This is a genomic window from Pseudomonas sp. 14P5.3.2 (assembly GCF_057799175.1).
In genome coordinates this window covers 25,840-40,366 of the sequence record NZ_JBYOKU010000002.1, presented here as the reverse complement: position 1 = coordinate 40,366, position 14,527 = coordinate 25,840, and the positions used below count along the sequence as shown (strand labels likewise).

General features: G+C 61.1%; 15 protein-coding genes and 1 pseudogene. 4 read left to right on the top strand and 12 right to left on the bottom strand.

The window, feature by feature from the left end; genetic code table 11:
- Window positions 1–86: 86 nt before the first annotated feature.
- From AC27VU_RS01910 to exbB, 3 genes are read right to left on the bottom strand one after another with little or no spacing between them, the layout of a single operon-like run.
- Entirely contained in the window at window positions 87–836 is a 750-nt protein-coding gene (locus tag AC27VU_RS01910; RefSeq protein WP_103483728.1) for an energy transducer TonB family protein, read from the bottom strand.
- Complete coding sequence (gene exbD / locus AC27VU_RS01905) at window positions 833–1,261, bottom strand: TonB system transport protein ExbD (protein ID WP_103483727.1); 429 nt, start codon at window positions 1,259–1,261, stop codon at window positions 833–835. Before exbD ends, AC27VU_RS01910 begins: the two co-directional genes overlap by 4 nt.
- 6 nt (window positions 1,262–1,267) lie before the next feature.
- A complete protein-coding gene (gene exbB, locus AC27VU_RS01900) occupies window positions 1,268–2,224 on the bottom strand; it encodes a tonB-system energizer ExbB (protein ID WP_473018443.1) in 957 nt (318 codons plus the stop codon).
- 188 nt (window positions 2,225–2,412) lie between these two features.
- Between exbB and AC27VU_RS01895 the strand changes: the two genes are divergently transcribed.
- A complete protein-coding gene (locus AC27VU_RS01895) occupies window positions 2,413–3,270 on the top strand; it encodes an SDR family oxidoreductase (RefSeq protein WP_488723288.1) in 858 nt (285 codons plus the stop codon).
- A 137-nt stretch (window positions 3,271–3,407) separates the two neighbouring features.
- On the opposite strand, the gene AC27VU_RS01890 is transcribed toward AC27VU_RS01895, so the two are convergent.
- The 6 genes from AC27VU_RS01890 to AC27VU_RS01865 all read right to left on the bottom strand — a co-directional run bounded on the left by AC27VU_RS01890 (window position 3,408) and on the right by AC27VU_RS01865 (window position 8,715).
- Window positions 3,408–4,148, bottom strand: a complete 741-nt coding sequence (locus AC27VU_RS01890) for a putative periplasmic lipoprotein (protein ID WP_103483724.1) — start codon at window positions 4,146–4,148, stop codon at window positions 3,408–3,410.
- A 73-nt stretch (window positions 4,149–4,221) separates the two neighbouring features.
- Window positions 4,222–4,602, bottom strand: coding sequence for a RidA family protein (locus tag AC27VU_RS01885; protein WP_003229509.1), 381 nt, complete (start codon window positions 4,600–4,602; stop codon window positions 4,222–4,224).
- Window positions 4,603–4,626: 24 nt separating this feature from the next.
- Complete coding sequence (gene spoT / locus AC27VU_RS01880; RefSeq protein ID WP_003229505.1) at window positions 4,627–6,732, bottom strand: bifunctional GTP diphosphokinase/guanosine-3',5'-bis pyrophosphate 3'-pyrophosphohydrolase; 2,106 nt, start codon at window positions 6,730–6,732, stop codon at window positions 4,627–4,629.
- 57 nt (window positions 6,733–6,789) lie between these two features.
- Window positions 6,790–7,053 carry a DNA-directed RNA polymerase subunit omega gene (gene rpoZ / locus AC27VU_RS01875; RefSeq protein WP_003229503.1) on the bottom strand — a complete coding sequence of 88 codons (264 nt, stop codon included), beginning with the start codon at window positions 7,051–7,053 and terminating at the stop codon, window positions 6,790–6,792.
- A gap of 167 nt (window positions 7,054–7,220) precedes the next feature.
- Window positions 7,221–7,841: a guanylate kinase gene (gene gmk, locus AC27VU_RS01870; RefSeq protein WP_003229498.1), complete on the bottom strand. Its 621-nt coding sequence runs from the start codon at window positions 7,839–7,841 to the stop codon at window positions 7,221–7,223.
- Between the two features lie 10 nt (window positions 7,842–7,851).
- Window positions 7,852–8,715: a YicC/YloC family endoribonuclease gene (locus AC27VU_RS01865; RefSeq protein WP_003229497.1), complete on the bottom strand. Its 864-nt coding sequence runs from the start codon at window positions 8,713–8,715 to the stop codon at window positions 7,852–7,854.
- Between the two features lie 270 nt (window positions 8,716–8,985).
- On the opposite strand from AC27VU_RS01865, the gene rph reads away from it, so the two are divergent.
- Window positions 8,986–9,708 (top strand): ribonuclease PH, encoded by a 723-nt coding sequence (rph, locus tag AC27VU_RS01860; RefSeq protein WP_027610407.1) that lies wholly within the window; start codon window positions 8,986–8,988, stop codon window positions 9,706–9,708.
- Between the two features lie 29 nt (window positions 9,709–9,737).
- Window positions 9,738–10,106 (top strand): DUF4870 domain-containing protein, encoded by a 369-nt coding sequence (locus AC27VU_RS01855; protein ID WP_003229492.1) that lies wholly within the window; start codon window positions 9,738–9,740, stop codon window positions 10,104–10,106.
- A 177-nt stretch (window positions 10,107–10,283) separates the two neighbouring features.
- Here the strand turns inward: AC27VU_RS01855 and crc are convergent, their stop codons facing one another.
- On the bottom strand, window positions 10,284–11,063 hold the full coding sequence (gene crc, locus AC27VU_RS01850; RefSeq protein ID WP_003229491.1) for a catabolite repression control protein Crc: 780 nt from the start codon (window positions 11,061–11,063) through the stop codon (window positions 10,284–10,286).
- A gap of 82 nt (window positions 11,064–11,145) precedes the next feature.
- Between crc and pyrE the strand changes: the two genes are divergently transcribed.
- Entirely contained in the window at window positions 11,146–11,790 is a 645-nt protein-coding gene (gene pyrE, locus AC27VU_RS01845) for an orotate phosphoribosyltransferase (RefSeq protein WP_103369702.1), read from the top strand.
- Between the two features lie 187 nt (window positions 11,791–11,977).
- Here the strand turns inward: pyrE and argB are convergent, their stop codons facing one another.
- Together argB and AC27VU_RS01835 are read right to left on the bottom strand one after the other, a co-directional pair.
- Complete coding sequence (gene argB, locus AC27VU_RS01840; RefSeq protein ID WP_003229488.1) at window positions 11,978–12,883, bottom strand: acetylglutamate kinase; 906 nt, start codon at window positions 12,881–12,883, stop codon at window positions 11,978–11,980.
- Window positions 12,884–12,900: 17 nt separating this feature from the next.
- Window positions 12,901–14,277, bottom strand: a pseudogene (locus AC27VU_RS01835) (phosphomannomutase/phosphoglucomutase); the annotation flags it as partial.
- Window positions 14,278–14,527 lie beyond the last annotated feature (250 nt).

The following is a 14,527-nucleotide window of genomic DNA, read 5'->3' as shown; positions in this document are numbered from 1 at the left end:
TGCAAAAGGCACCTTTCGGTGCCTTCTCGATCCCACTGTCGATACATAACCCCTGTGGGAGCGGGCAAGCCCGCTCCCACATTGGATCAGCGGCGTCTCTCGAGGGAGTAAACAAACGGCGCGACAATTTCGATCGAGCCGTTGGTCAACATGTCCGCCGGTGGCTTGGGCAGCGGTTGGGCGCGGCGGATCATTTCCAGGGTGGCCCGGTCCAGATCAGCATTGCCGGAGCGGCCCACCAGTTCGAACGACAGCACATTACCTTCGGCATCCACCACGAAACGCAGACGGTTCAGGCCTTCCTTGCCCCGTGCCTGTGCGCTTTGCGGGTACTTTTTGTACTTGGCCAAGTGCGCGAGCAGGGTGCCTTGCCAACTGGCCTTGGCGGCCAATTGTGCGGGCGACGGGCCCGGTGCCGGCTGGGCGGATTTCTCCGTCGGTGCCTGGGTCGGTTGCGTGTCGGCCGGTTTTTCCTCGGAAGGTTTTTCCTTCACGGGTTCCGGTTTTTTCTCGACCGGTTTGGGTGGCTGCGGTTTCGGCTTTGGCTTGGGTTTCGGCTTCGGTACGGCAATCTCGGCCTTGGGTGCTTCAGCCAGTTTCGGAATCGGCAGCTCTTCAACCGGAGCCGGTGGCTGCGGCGGTGTGACGACTTTCGGCGGAGCAGGCGGTGGCGGGGCCGGAACCGGTGCCAGCTCGACCACCATTGCCTGCGGCGGCAGTTCGATGGGCGGGCGGGCGGTCCAGTTCAGCGCCAGCGCGATGGCCAGCGCGTGAACGCCCAGCACCACGGCCAGGCTACCGCTGTAACGCGTCAGCTTATGGCGCGTCGTGATCATTTCTTGGCTGCGCTCTCGAGGCCCACCAGACCGACCTTCAGGTAACCGGCCGAGCGCAACTTATCCATCACGCTCATCAGGTCGCCGTAGTCCACGCCTTTGTCGGCCTGGAAGAAGATGGTGGTGTCTTTCTTGCCCTGGGTCTTGGCGTCGAGGACGGCACCAAGGGTTTCGGCGTTGACTTCGTCGTCGCCGATGTACAGACGCTGATCAGCTTTTACGCTGAGGAACACCGGTTTCTCCGGGCGCGGCGCCGGTTTGGCGGTCGAGGCCGGCAGGTCGACTTTGATGTCCACGGTGGCCAGCGGCGCAGCCACCATGAAGATGATCAGCAGTACCAGCATCACGTCGATGAACGGCGTGACGTTGATTTCGTGGTTCTCGGCCAGATCGTCGTCTGCGCCTTCTTTCAAATGCAGGCCCATGGCCGATTACCCCACTTTCACCATGTGCGGTTGCGAGCTGCTGCGCTCAGGCTGGTGGTCGAGGTCACGGCTGACCAGCAGCAGAACCTGCGCCGAAGCGTCGGACACCTGCGCCTTGTAGCCGGCGATGGAGCGGGCGAACACGTTGTAGATGACCACCGCAGGAATCGCAGCAACCAGACCCAGCGCGGTGGCCAGCAGCGCTTCGGCAATGCCCGGCGCCACGACGGCGAGGTTGGTGGTCTGGGTCTTGGCGATGCCGATGAAGCTGTTCATGATGCCCCACACGGTACCGAACAGGCCGACGAACGGCGCGGTCGAACCGATGGTGGCGAGGACGCCGGTGCCGCTGCTCATGTTACGGCCACAGGCTGCGACGAGGCGCTCAAGACGGAAGCTGACGCGCTCCTTGATGCCTTCTTTCTCGCGGCTGTTGACCGACAGGCGCATCTCATCGAGCGCGTCGTGCACCAGCAGGTTGGCCAGGGTGCCTTCTTTAGCTGCGGTGGCGCTGGCTTCCTTGAGGGTCGCGGCTTTCTTCAGCGCAGCGATTTCACCCCGCAGACGACGCTTGGCGCCCATCAGCTCGAAGCCTTTGGCGATCCAGATGGTCCAGGTGATGATGGAAGCAATTGCCAGACCGATCATCACGATTTTCACGATGATGTCGGCGTTCTGGTACATGCCCCAGGGCGACAGGTCGTGCGCCATGCCCAGGGTGTTGTCAGGTTCGAGCACTTCAGGCGCGTCTGCTGCGCTGGCGTCTACAGCCTGTACCGGGTCGGTGGCGGCTGGCGCGGCGGCAGCAGGGGCGTGCTGTTCGGTGGCAGCCGGAGCGGCTGGCGCTTGTGCGTCAGCGAAAGCAGCGGTCGGTGCCAGCATCAGGCTGAGCAGCAGGGCCGCCACCGCGCTGAAGGCGCGAGGTCGTTTGGTTGGCGAAGCGGGGATTTGATTACGTGTCATGCTGGCCGGACCTGAGGTAGAAAAACGGTGATGCTCTTCCAGGCCTCGTGAGGCCGAGAACAAAAGTGGGGTGCATTATTGCAAGTAATTCTTGTTAACAAAAGTAATAGAGTTTCTTTTTTTCCTTCATTGCTAGCCGTTCGTCCTTTGCGAGGGCTAGTCTGTTCCTTTCGTTTGGGAGTTTTTTGATGTCTGCGCCTTCTGTTTTGATTGCCGGTTGTGGTGACGTCGGCAGTCGTCTGGCTACGCAATTGTTGGCCGCCGGCTGGGAGGTGCATGGTCTGCGCCGTGATGTTTCGCGTTTGCCGGACGGCGTCATCGGCGTGGCCGGTGACTTGTTCAAGGAAGATTGCCCAGAGACCTGGCCGGTCGGGGCGGTGGATTACCTGGTGTATTGCGCAGCGGCAACCGATCACGATGAGGCCGGTTATCGTGCGGCTTACGTGCAGGGTTTGCAGAACGTGCTGAGCTGGCTGGACGACTATGGGCAGACCCCTGAGCGGCTGCTGTTCGTTTCCAGCAGCAGTGTGTACGGGCAGCAGGAAGGGGAGTGGGTCGACGAGAACTCAGAGACTGTCGCCAGCGGATACTCCGGGCGACTGATGCTTGAGGCCGAGCAAGTGGCGCTGAAAAGCGGCATTCCGGCGAGCATCGTGCGCCTGACCGGCATTTACGGCCCGGGTCGTGAGTGGCTGCTGACCCAGGTGCGTCGCGGATATCGGGTGGCGGTCGAGCCGCCGCTGTACGGCAATCGCATTCACGCCGATGACGCGGCAGGTCTGATGGCGTTTCTGCTGCAGGTGGCTCATCAGGGCAAGTCATTGCAGGATATCTATATCGGTGTGGACGATGCGCCCGCACCCTTGGCCGAAGTGGTTGCCTGGCTGCGCGAATATCTGGGGGTTACCGATTGGGCGGAAGACGCCAGCGTACGTCGCACCGGCAGCAAGCGCTGCAGCAATGCCCGGGCGAAGGCGCTGGGCTGGACGCCGACGTATCCGAGTTATCGCGAAGGCTATGCGGCGATTCTTGAAGGCAAATGCTGACCTTCTAACGCCACAAACCACTGTGGGAGCGGGCTTGCTCGCGAAGAGGGTGTGTCAGGCAACATTGATGTCGACTGACACACCCCCTTCGCGAGCAAGCCCGCTCCCACAGGGTTACGTGTTGCTCTCAGGCGCGGTTACTGCTTCTCAAGCAACCACTTGCGTTCACCCGGGGTGAACTGCGGCATTTCATCCGCCAGTGCGCTGTTCACTGCCTGGAAAATCTCCAGCGCCTTGCCTTTGCGGGCAAAGATCCAGTTGTTGCCCTGGCCGTTGAGTTGCAGCCACATGCTGTCGTGGTCGCTGTTCATCGAGGCGCAGTCGCCTGCCAGGCACAGGGCATAGCGGTCGGCGCCGGGCAGACCGGACACCTGGCCGTCGGCCTGGAACTGCACGGTACCGCCTTCACCGTCGCCGCTGGCAATCTTCCAGCTGCCGCCCAGGTAGGCCGAATACAGTGCGCGTTCGAAGCTGGCGCCGATTGGCGCGCCTTCCGGCACGGGGATTTGTGCGCGGTCGAACAACTGGTCGGGTTCGTTCTCGGTGGCGGCTTGTTTCATCCGGCCGCCGTCACGTTTCAGCTCACTGCCGGAGCTGCCATAGAAGTCGACTTTCCAGGCGCCGGACTGTTCGCCCTGCAGCCGTCCTTCGACGTTCTCGAAGCCGTTGGTGTAGCGGGCCTGACCGGCCTTGGTGTTGACGTCCCACTCCAAGTTCGGGCCATAGGCCTGAAGCGCTTCGCGCAGGGGGCCGCCCTTGGCAGCAGCATCGATCGCCACCTGGTTGATCCAGGTGCCGCTGATGTCACGGTCGGCTGGGTCGCTGGCACAGCCGCCGAGGAAAATGGCGAGCAGCGAGAGAGCAAGCGCTTTGCGCATGGTGGAATCCTTTCAAAACCTTTTCTTTACCGCAGAGCAGTCGGCGCAGCGTGTGAGGGCTGCGCCGTGTGCATTACTCGATGACCAGGATGGCATCCATTTCGACTTGCGAACCCTTCGGCAAGGCAGCAACGCCGATGGCGGCGCGGGCCGGGTACGGCTGGTCGAAGTACTTGCCCATGATCTCGTTGACCTTGGCGAAGTGGCTCAGGTCGGTGAGGAAGATGTTCAGCTTGACGATGTCCTTGAACGAACCGCCGGCAGCTTCGGCTACGGCTTTGAGGTTCTCGAACACCTGGACGGTCTGGGCTTCGAAGCCTTCAACCAGTTCCATGGTTTTTGGGTCCAGAGGGATCTGGCCCGACATGTAGACAGTGTTGCCGGCCTTGATCGCCTGGGAGTAGGTACCGATGGCGGCTGGGGCCTTGTCGCTGGTGATAACAGTCTTGGTCATGTATGACTCCTTGTTAGGTGTGAATTAGGCACGCATGCGGGTGATGCGGATGACCCCGGTCAGGGCGCGCAGTTTCTTGATCACGCGGGCCAGGTGCACACGGTCGTGGACGCTGACCACCAGTTGGACGACGCTGATGCGGCCATCGCGCTCGTCCATGCTGATTTTCTCGATATTGCCGTCGGCCGCGTTGACGCTGCTGGCCAGCAGGGCGATCAGGCCGCGTTGGTGTTCCAGTTCGACGCGCAGCTCGACGTTGAATTCGCCGGTTACATCCTTGGCCCACGAGAGCTGGATGCATTTTTCCGGGTTGTGCCGGATTTCGCTGATGTTGCGGCAGTTGTCCAGGTGCACGACCATGCCTTTGCCCGCCGACAGATGGCCGACAATCGGGTCGCCCGGGATCGGCGTGCAGCACTTGGCGTAACTGAGCACCAGACCTTCGGTGCCGCGAATCGCCAGCGGACCTTCCGGACTTGGCAACTGTTCACCTTCGCCGAGCAGACGGCGCGCCACGACATAGGCCATGCGATTGCCGAGGCCGATGTCTTCGAGCAAATCTTCGATCAGTTCGAGGCGGTACTCGGTAAGCATGGCCGTGACGCGCTCGGCCGGGATCTTCTCCAGCGAGCTGTCGAAACCGTTGAGCACCTTGTTCAGCAGGCGTTCGCCGAGGCTGATGGACTCGGAGCGGCGTTGCAGTTTCAGCGCGTGGCGGATGTGCGTGCGTGCCTTGCCGGTGACCACGAAGTTGAGCCACGCCGGATTCGGCCGCGCGCCTGGCGCGCTGACGATCTCGACCGTGGAACCGCTTTGCAGCGGCTCGGACAGCGGTGCGAGACGGCGGTTGATCCGGCAGGCAATGCAGCTGTTGCCGACGTCGGTGTGCACCGCATAGGCAAAGTCGACCGCCGTGGAGCCTTTGGGCAGCTCCATGATCCGGCCTTTGGGCGTGAACACGTAGACCTCGTCCGGGAACAGGTCGATCTTCACGCTCTCGATGAATTCCAGCGAGTTGCCGGCACGTTGCTGCATTTCCAGCACACCTTTGACCCACTGACGGGCGCGGGCGTGAGTGCCTTTCGGCTGCTCGTCACCGCTGGACTTGTACAGCCAATGGGCAGCAATGCCGTTGTTGGCCATCTCTTCCATTTCGCGGGTGCGGATCTGGATCTCGATCGGTACGCCGTGCATGCCGAACAGTGTGGTGTGCAGCGACTGATAGCCGTTGGCCTTGGGGATCGCGATGTAATCCTTGAAGCGCCCCGGCAACGGTTTGTACAAATTATGCACAGCACCCAGCACGCGGTAGCAGGTATCGACCTTGTCGACGATGATCCGGAACGCATAGACGTCCATGATCTCGTTGAAGGCCCGACGCTTGCCGCGCATTTTCTTGTAGATGCCGTAGAGGTGTTTCTGGCGCCCGCTGACTTCGCCCTGAATGCCGTCGATCGCGAGGCAGTGGCCGAGGGACTCTTCGATCTTGTTGACGATTTCCTTGCGGTTGCCCCGGGCGCGCTTGACCGCCTGGTAGATCCGCGCGGAACGCATCGGGTGCATCGCCTTGAAGCCGAGGTCTTCGAATTCGATACGAATCGCGTGCATGCCCAGCCGGTTGGCGATGGGCGCGTAGATTTCGAGGGTTTCCTTGGCGATCCGGCGGCGTTTTTCCCCGGACAGCACTTCCAGCGTGCGCATGTTGTGCAGGCGGTCGGCGAGTTTGACCAGGATCACGCGAATGTCGCGCGCCATGGCCATGGCCATTTTCTGGAAGTTTTCGGCCTGGGCTTCGGCCTTGGTCTCGAAGTTCATCTGGGTCAGTTTGCTGACCCCGTCGACCAGTTCGGCCACGGTTTCACCGAACTGCGCTTGCAGCGCCTCTTTGGCGATACCGGTGTCTTCGATCACGTCATGCAGCATCGCGGCCATCAGGCTCTGATGGTCCATGTGCATGTCGGCAAGAATATTCGCCACCGCAAGAGGATGCGTGACGTACGCCTCGCCGCTGCGACGGCGCTGACCATCATGGGCTTGTTCGGCGTAGAAATACGCTCGGCGGACCAGGTTGACCTGGTCGTTGCCGAGGTAGGTCGATAAGCGATCGGCGAGGGCGTCTATGCTCGGCATGATGACTCCTGCCGTAGGCTGTGTTCCCGCGCCGTGCTACGTCGACCAGGCATAGGCTTAGACGGCCTCGTTGGACTCGTCCTCGAACGCAGCGAAGACCGGGTCTTCGTGGACGATTTCCTGCTCGGCGATGAACTCGTAGCTCATCAGGCCTTCAGCGATTTCACGCAGGGCGACAACGGTAGGCTTGTCGTTTTCCCACTGGACCAGTGGCTCTTTGCCGCCGGTGGCCAGTTGACGGGCACGCTTGGTAGAGAGCATGACCAGCTCAAAGCGGTTTTCCACGTGTTCTAGGCAGTCTTCAACGGTTACGCGGGCCATGGTATTCCTCGGAGCGAATGCAATATGCGCGCTGCCCGGTTGGGCGAGCGGACTGAGCAGTTTAAAAAATCACCAGCGATTAGGGAAGCGCTGATTTTTTGACCAGACCCTTCAACGCGCTGCAAGCACCAATGTAAAGCCCTTGCAGCGGTTTTGGGAAGTGCTGATTAACCCAGCAGTTCGGCCAGCAATTTGCCAAAACGTACCTGCTGACGTTTCTGTTGCAGCTGGTTGGCGCGGAAAATCGCCTTCAGATCGTCCAGTGCATGGGCGAAATCGTCGTTGATGATCAGGTAGTCGTACTCGACATAGTGGCTCATCTCGCTGACGGCTTCGCGCATCCGGCCGTCGATGATCTCGTCGCTGTCCTGACCGCGGTTGGTCAGGCGCTGGTGCAGGGCCTGAAGCGACGGCGGCAGGATGAAAATCGAGCGTGCCTGCGGCATCAGCTTGCGCACTTGCTCGGCGCCTTGCCAGTCGATTTCCAGAATCAGGTCGTGACCTTCGTCCAGCGTCTGCTGCAAGCGGCTTTGCGAGGTGCCGTAGAAGTTGCCGAAGACTTCGGCGCGTTCGAGGAAGTCGCCGTGCTCGCCCATTTTCACGAACTCTTCGCGGGTCACGAAGTGATAGTTCACGCCGTCCACTTCACCCGGACGCATGGCGCGGGTGGTATGGGAGATCGAGACGCGGATCTCCGGATTGGCATCGGTCAAAGCCTTGACCAGGCTGCTCTTGCCCGCACCCGATGGGGCGGAAATGATGTACAGGGTGCCGGTGCTGTGGGTCATGTCTGTTGCCTTACTCAATATTCTGCACTTGTTCACGCATCTGCTCGATCAACACCTTGAGGTTGACGGCGGCCTGGGTGCTGCGCGGGTCGAAGGCCTTGGAGCCCAGTGTGTTGGCTTCGCGGTTGAGTTCCTGCATCAGGAAGTCCAGGCGCCGGCCGGCGGCACCGCCGGACTTGAGCACCCGGCGAACTTCGATGATGTGCGTGCTCAGGCGATCCAGTTCTTCGGCCACATCGCTCTTTTGCGCGAGGATGACCATTTCCTGTTCCAGACGCTGCGGATCCAGTTCGGCCTTCATGTCGGTGAAGCGGTCGAGGACTTTCTGGCGCTGGGTCGCGAGCATGTGCGGCACCAGTTCGCGCAAGGTCACGACATCCTCTTCAATTGAAGTCAGGCGCTCGTTGATCAGGCGTGCCAGCTCCGCGCCTTCGCGCTCGCGGCCGGCCTTGAGTTCTTTCAGGCCTTGATTGAACAGGGCCAGCGCCTCGGCGTTCAGGGCTTGCGGATCGGTCGCGTCGGCCACCAGCACGCCTGGCCAGGCCAGCACTTCCAGCGGGTTCAGCGCCGCCGGGTTCTTGATCAGGCCGGCAACGGTTTCGGCGGCGGCGACCAGTTGCGCGGCGCGCTCTCGGTCGACCTGCAACGGTTTGCCGGTGCTTTCTTCGGTGAAGCGCAGGGTGCATTCCAGTTTGCCCCGCGACAAGCCCTGACGCAGGGCTTCACGCACCGCGCCCTCAAGGTCGCGGAACGACTCCGGCAGGCGCAGGTGCGGTTCGAGATAGCGGCTGTTGACCGAGCGCAGCTCCCAGCTCAGGGTGCCCTGGACGCCGGCTTTTTCGACGCGGGCGAAGGCGGTCATGCTGTGCACCATGGCGGTGACCTCGCAATGCAGATCGGCGCAGAAGGGATGTTCCGCAGGCTCGATATCAATGAATTTAAGCCGACTGGCAGCAAAGGCGCAGGATTGTAGCGCAGTGCGGCGGATGCGCCCAAACACACGGTGTGACAAAGGGCTGCAGGCCGTCGGTTATGCGCGTTTCAGGCCTCTGGGTCGACGGTCGGAATTTTTAACCCGTGCCCAGGCGCGGTGCAGCGCTCTATAATGCTCGGCAGTTTTCCGTCCCCAGTACAGGTATTCCCTATGAAACGTCCAAGTGGTCGCGCTGCCGATCAGCTTCGCTCGATCCGCATTACCCGCAACTACACCAAACACGCCGAGGGATCCGTACTGGTCGAATTCGGTGATACCAAGGTCATCTGCACCGTCAGCGTCGAAAACGGCGTGCCGCGCTTCCTCAAAGGGCAAGGCCAGGGCTGGTTGACCGCCGAGTACGGCATGCTGCCGCGCGCCACTGGCGAGCGTAATCAGCGTGAAGCGAGCCGTGGCAAGCAGGGCGGCCGCACTCTGGAAATCCAGCGTCTGATCGGTCGTTCCCTGCGCGCTGCGCTGGACATGTCCAAGCTGGGCGACGTCACCCTGTACGTCGACTGCGACGTGATCCAGGCTGACGGCGGCACCCGCACCGCGTCCATCACCGGCGCGATGGTGGCACTGGTCGATGCGTTGAAAGTAATCAAGAAGCGCGGCGGCCTGAAAGGCGGCGACCCGCTCAAGCAAATGATCGGCGCCGTGTCGGTCGGTATGTATCAGGGCGAGCCGGTGCTGGATCTGGACTATCTTGAAGATTCCGCCGCCGAGACCGACCTCAACGTGGTGATGACCAGCACTGGTGGCTTCATCGAAGTTCAGGGCACCGCCGAAGGCGCGCCGTTCCAGCCGGAAGATCTGAACGCCATGCTGGAACTGGCCAAGAAAGGCATGAACGAAATCTTCGAACTGCAAAAGGCTGCCCTGGCCGACTGAGCAGGTTCGTAACCCGCAAGGAGGACGCGATGAGTGATGAGCAAGAGTTGCTGCCCAAGCCGAGCCAGGAGGTTCGCCAATGGGCGATGTTTTGTCACTTGTCCGCCTTGCTGGGAATCTGGATTCCGTTCGGCAACCTGATCGGGCCGCTGATCCTGTGGCAGATGAAGCGCGAAACCGATCCGTTCATCGACGCTCAGGGCAAGGAAGCGCTGAATTTTCAGATCACCGTGGCGATTGCTGCCGCGATCTGCCTGCTGCTGATGGTGTTGATCATCGGCTTCTTCTTGCTGGGCCTGCTGGCGATCGGGGCATTGGTGCTGACGATCATTGCCGGGGTGAAGGCGAACGAAGGCTTTCCCTACCGTTATCCATTCACCTGGCGACTGATCAAATAATAACCAGCGACGATTTCCCTTGTGGGAGCGGGCTTGCTCGCGAAGACGGTGTATCCGTCAACGAGTAGGTGGCTGACACGACGCCTTCGCGAGCAAGCCCGCTCCCACATTTGAAAAGCAGTTACCCACAAAAAAGCCGACAGCAATGTCGGCTTTTTTGCATTCACGGATCGACGCTCAGATGGTCAGCGTCCAGTCGTAGTCGACGATCAGCGGCGCGTGCTGCGAGAACCGTGGCTGACGCGGCAGGCGTGCGCTGCGTACGAAGCGGCGCAGGCCCGGGGTCAGCAGCTGGTAGTCGAAGCGCCAGCCCAGATTCAGCATCTCGGCCTGTTCGTTGTCCGGCCACCAGCTGTACTGGTCGCCTTCGCGGCTGACTTCGCGCAGGGCATCGACATAGCCCATGTTGCCGACAATCTCGTCCATCCAGGCGCGTTCTGGCGCCAGGAAGCCCGGGGATTGCTGGCTGTCGCGCCAGTTCTTGATGTCGAGCTTCTGCTGCGCAACGTACAGCGAGCCACAATAAATGTACTCGCGACGTTTACGCCGCTGCTTGTCCAGGTACTTGCCGAAGTCGTCCATGAGCTTGAACTTCTGGTTCAAGTCCTCATCGCCGTTCATCCCCGAAGGAAGCAGCAAGGTGGCAATACTGACTTTGTCGAAATCTGCTTGCAGGTAGCGCCCGTAGCGGTCGGCCGTCTCGAAACCGAGACCGCTGATGACAGCCTTCGGTTGCAACCGCGAATACAAAGCCACGCCGCCTTGGGCAGGGACTTCAGCATCGCAGGCATAAAGGAAGTAGCCATCCAGTTGGAAGGCTGGGTCATCCAGTTCAAAGGCGGAGGCACGGGTGTCCTGCAGGCAGATGACGTCGGCATTCTGTGCCTGCAGCCAACTGAGCAAACCACGCTCGACTGCAGCCTGAATACCATTGACGTTCACACTGATGATCCGCATAAATGGCCCCAAAAATCGCGTGCGTGTATGATACACGGCGTCAAGCTAATTAGCTAAATCCGTGGTATTTGGGGTTTTTTTCATGCAAGCGTATCAGCGCGATTTCATTCGTTTTGCCATCGATCGCGGCGTTTTGCGCTTCGGTGAGTTCACCCTGAAGTCCGGGCGCACCAGTCCCTACTTCTTCAATGCCGGCCTGTTCAACTCGGGTTCGGCCCTGGCGCAGCTGGGGCGTTTCTACGCTGCAGCCATCGCCGAAAGCGGCATTCCTTTCGACGTATTGTTTGGCCCGGCCTACAAAGGCATCCCGCTGGCAGCCACCACCGCTGTCGCGCTGGCCGAACACCACAACCGTGACCTGCCATGGTGCTTCAACCGCAAGGAAGCCAAGGCCCACGGTGAAGGCGGCAGCCTGGTCGGTGCGCCGCTGACCGGTGACGTGCTGATCATCGACGACGTGATCACCGCCGGCACCGCGATCCGCGAAGTGATGCAGATCATCGCTTCCCAGGAGGGCGCCAAGGCGGCCGGCGTGCTGATCGCCCTGAACCGTCAGGAGCGTGGCAACGGCGAATTGTCGGCGATCCAGGAAGTCGAGCGTGATTTCGGTATTCCGGTGATCAGCATCGTTTCGCTGAACCAGGTGCTGGAATTCCTCGCCGACGACCCGCAGCTCAAGCAGCATCTGCCCGCCGTGGAAGCGTATCGCGCCCAGTTCGGCGTCTGAACTGTGGAATGAGCTTTTGTGGCGAGGGAGCTTGCTCCCGCTGGGCTGCGTAGCAGACCCGAAAAGCTTGTGAGCGCTGCGCACTCAAGCGGGAGCAAGCTCCCTCGCCACAATAGATGGAAGGCCGCAGGCAAAAAAAGACCCCGCTCAGCCAGGCTGAGCGGGGTCTTTTTGTTTGCGCGACGCCTTACGGACGCTTGCGATTGCTGATCAGCGTGCCCACACCGGTGTCGGTGAAGATTTCCAGCAGGATCGCGTTCGGTACGCGACCGTCGATGATCAGCGAGCTGCCAACGCCACCCTGAACCGCTTCCAGTGCGCAACGGATCTTCGGCAGCATGCCGCCGTAGATGGTGCCGTCGGCGATCAGGTCGTCGACCTGCTGGGTGCTCAGGCCGGTCAACACGGTGCCCGACTTGTCCATCAGGCCGGCGATGTTGGTCAGCAGCATCAGCTTCTCGGCTTTCAGCGCCTCGGCGACTTTACCGGCCACGAGGTCGGCGTTGATGTTGTACGACTCACCGTTCTCACCGACGCCGATCGGCGCGATCACCGGGATGAAGTTGCCTTTGACCAGCAGGTTCAGCAGCTCGGTGTTGATTCCGACCACTTCACCGACCTGACCGATGTCGATGATTTCCGGCTGGGTCATCTCCGGGGTCTGGCGGGTGACCGTCAGTTTCTTCGCACGAATTAGACCGGCGTCTTTACCGGTCAGGCCGATGGCACTGCCGCCGTGACGGTTGATCAGGTTGACGATGCTTTTGTTGACCTGACCGCCGAGGACCATTTCCACCACGTCCATGGTCGCGGCGTCGGTGACGCGCATGCCATCGACGAAGTGGCTTTCGATCGACAGACGCTTGAGCAGATCACCGATCTGCGGGCCGCCGCCGTGAACCACGACCGGGTTGATGCCCACGGCTTTCATCAAGACGATGTCGCGGGCGAAGCCGGTTTTCAGCTCCTCGCTTTCCATCGCGTTGCCGCCGTATTTGATCACCAGGGTCTTGCCGACATAACGTCGGATGTAAGGCAACGCTTCGGACAGAACCTGGGCGGTGTGGGCGGCGGCTTCGCGTTCGAGGGTCATTCAGGGCTCCGGGTGAATCAGAACGGTAGTTGGAGATCAGGTGCAACGCGTTTCAATTGGGCGTGGAACACATCCTTGATGCGCTGCAATTCAGCCTCGTCATCGGCCTCGAAGCGCAGCACCAGCACCGGTGTGGTGTTGGAGGCGCGCACCAGGCCCCAGCCTTTGGCGTAATCGACCCGCACGCCGTCGATGGTGGTCAGGTCAGCGCCTGGGCCCCACTGTGCGTCGTGCAGTGCATCAATGATGCTGAATTTGCTCTCCTCGGTCACATGGATATTGATTTCCGGCGTAGAAATATCGTTCGGGAAGGTCGCAAACAGTTCTTCCGCGGTGGATTTTTCCTTGCTGAGGATCTCCAGCAGCCGTGCGGCGCTGTAGATGCCGTCGTCGAAACCGAACCAGCGCTCCTTGAAGAAGATGTGGCCGCTCATCTCACCGGCCAATAGAGCACCGGATTGTTTCATTTTCTTTTTGATCAACGAGTGACCGGTCTTCCACATTAGCGGGCGACCGCCGTATTCCTTGATCAGCGGCACCAGGCGGCGGGTGCATTTGACGTCGAAGATGATTTCCGCGTCCGGGTTGCGCGCCACCACGTCGCGGGCGAACAGCATCAGCAGGCGATCCGGGTAGACGATGCTGCCGGTATTGGTCACCACGCCGACGCGGTCGCCGTCACCGTCGAAGGCCAGGCCGAGGTCGGCGTTGGTTTCCTTGACCTTGGCGATCAGGTCGACGAGGTTCTCGGGCTTGCCCGGATCCGGGTGGTGGTTGGGGAAGTTGCCGTCGACTTCGCAGAACAGCGGGATGACTTCGCAGTTCAGCGCTTCGATCAGTTGCGGGGCGATCACGCCGGCCGCGCCGTTGCCGCAGTCGACCACGACTTTCATGCGGCGGGCCAGTTTGACGTCCCGGACGATTTCGGTGGTGTAGCGGTCAAGGATTTCGACCTGGGTCACGCTGCCCTGGCCGCTGCTCAGATCGTTGGTCTTGATGCGCTCGTGCAGCACCTGGATCTGCTCGTTGGCGAGGGTGTCGCCGGCGATCACGATCTTGAAGCCGTTGTAGTTCGACGGGTTGTGGCTGCCGGTGAGCATCACCCCGGATTTACCCGCGAGCACGTTGGCCGCGTAGTACAGCGCCGGGGTCGGGACCAGGCCGACATCGCTGACATGGCAGCCGCTTTCGGCGATGCCGCGGATCAGCTCGGCAACCAGCTCCGGGCCGGACAGGCGGCCGTCGCGACCGACGGAAACATTCGGTTCACCTTGGGCCAGGCTCTGTGAGCCGATGGCGCGGCCGATCCAGTAAGCGGTTTCGGCATTGAGGAATTCCGGCACGGTGCCGCGAATGTCATAGGCGCGGAAGATGCTGTCGGGAAGCTTCGGGGCGATCTTGGCGGGGGTGCTCATCTGCACAAATGCTCCATCTCGAAAGTGGCGGGACACACCGACGATTCACTCGGCGGCAGGCTCAAACTGAAGGGTATGACGGCGTTTTCCACAGAGAGTTCGTGGTGTGAAAGGGCCATGACGCCTTGTCTGGCGTGGCCTGCGGCCGGTAAAACCTTGATTTTCGGTGCTAAAACCTGCAGCGGATGTAGCGCATTTTTTGTGGCGAGGGAGCTTGCTCCCGCTGGGC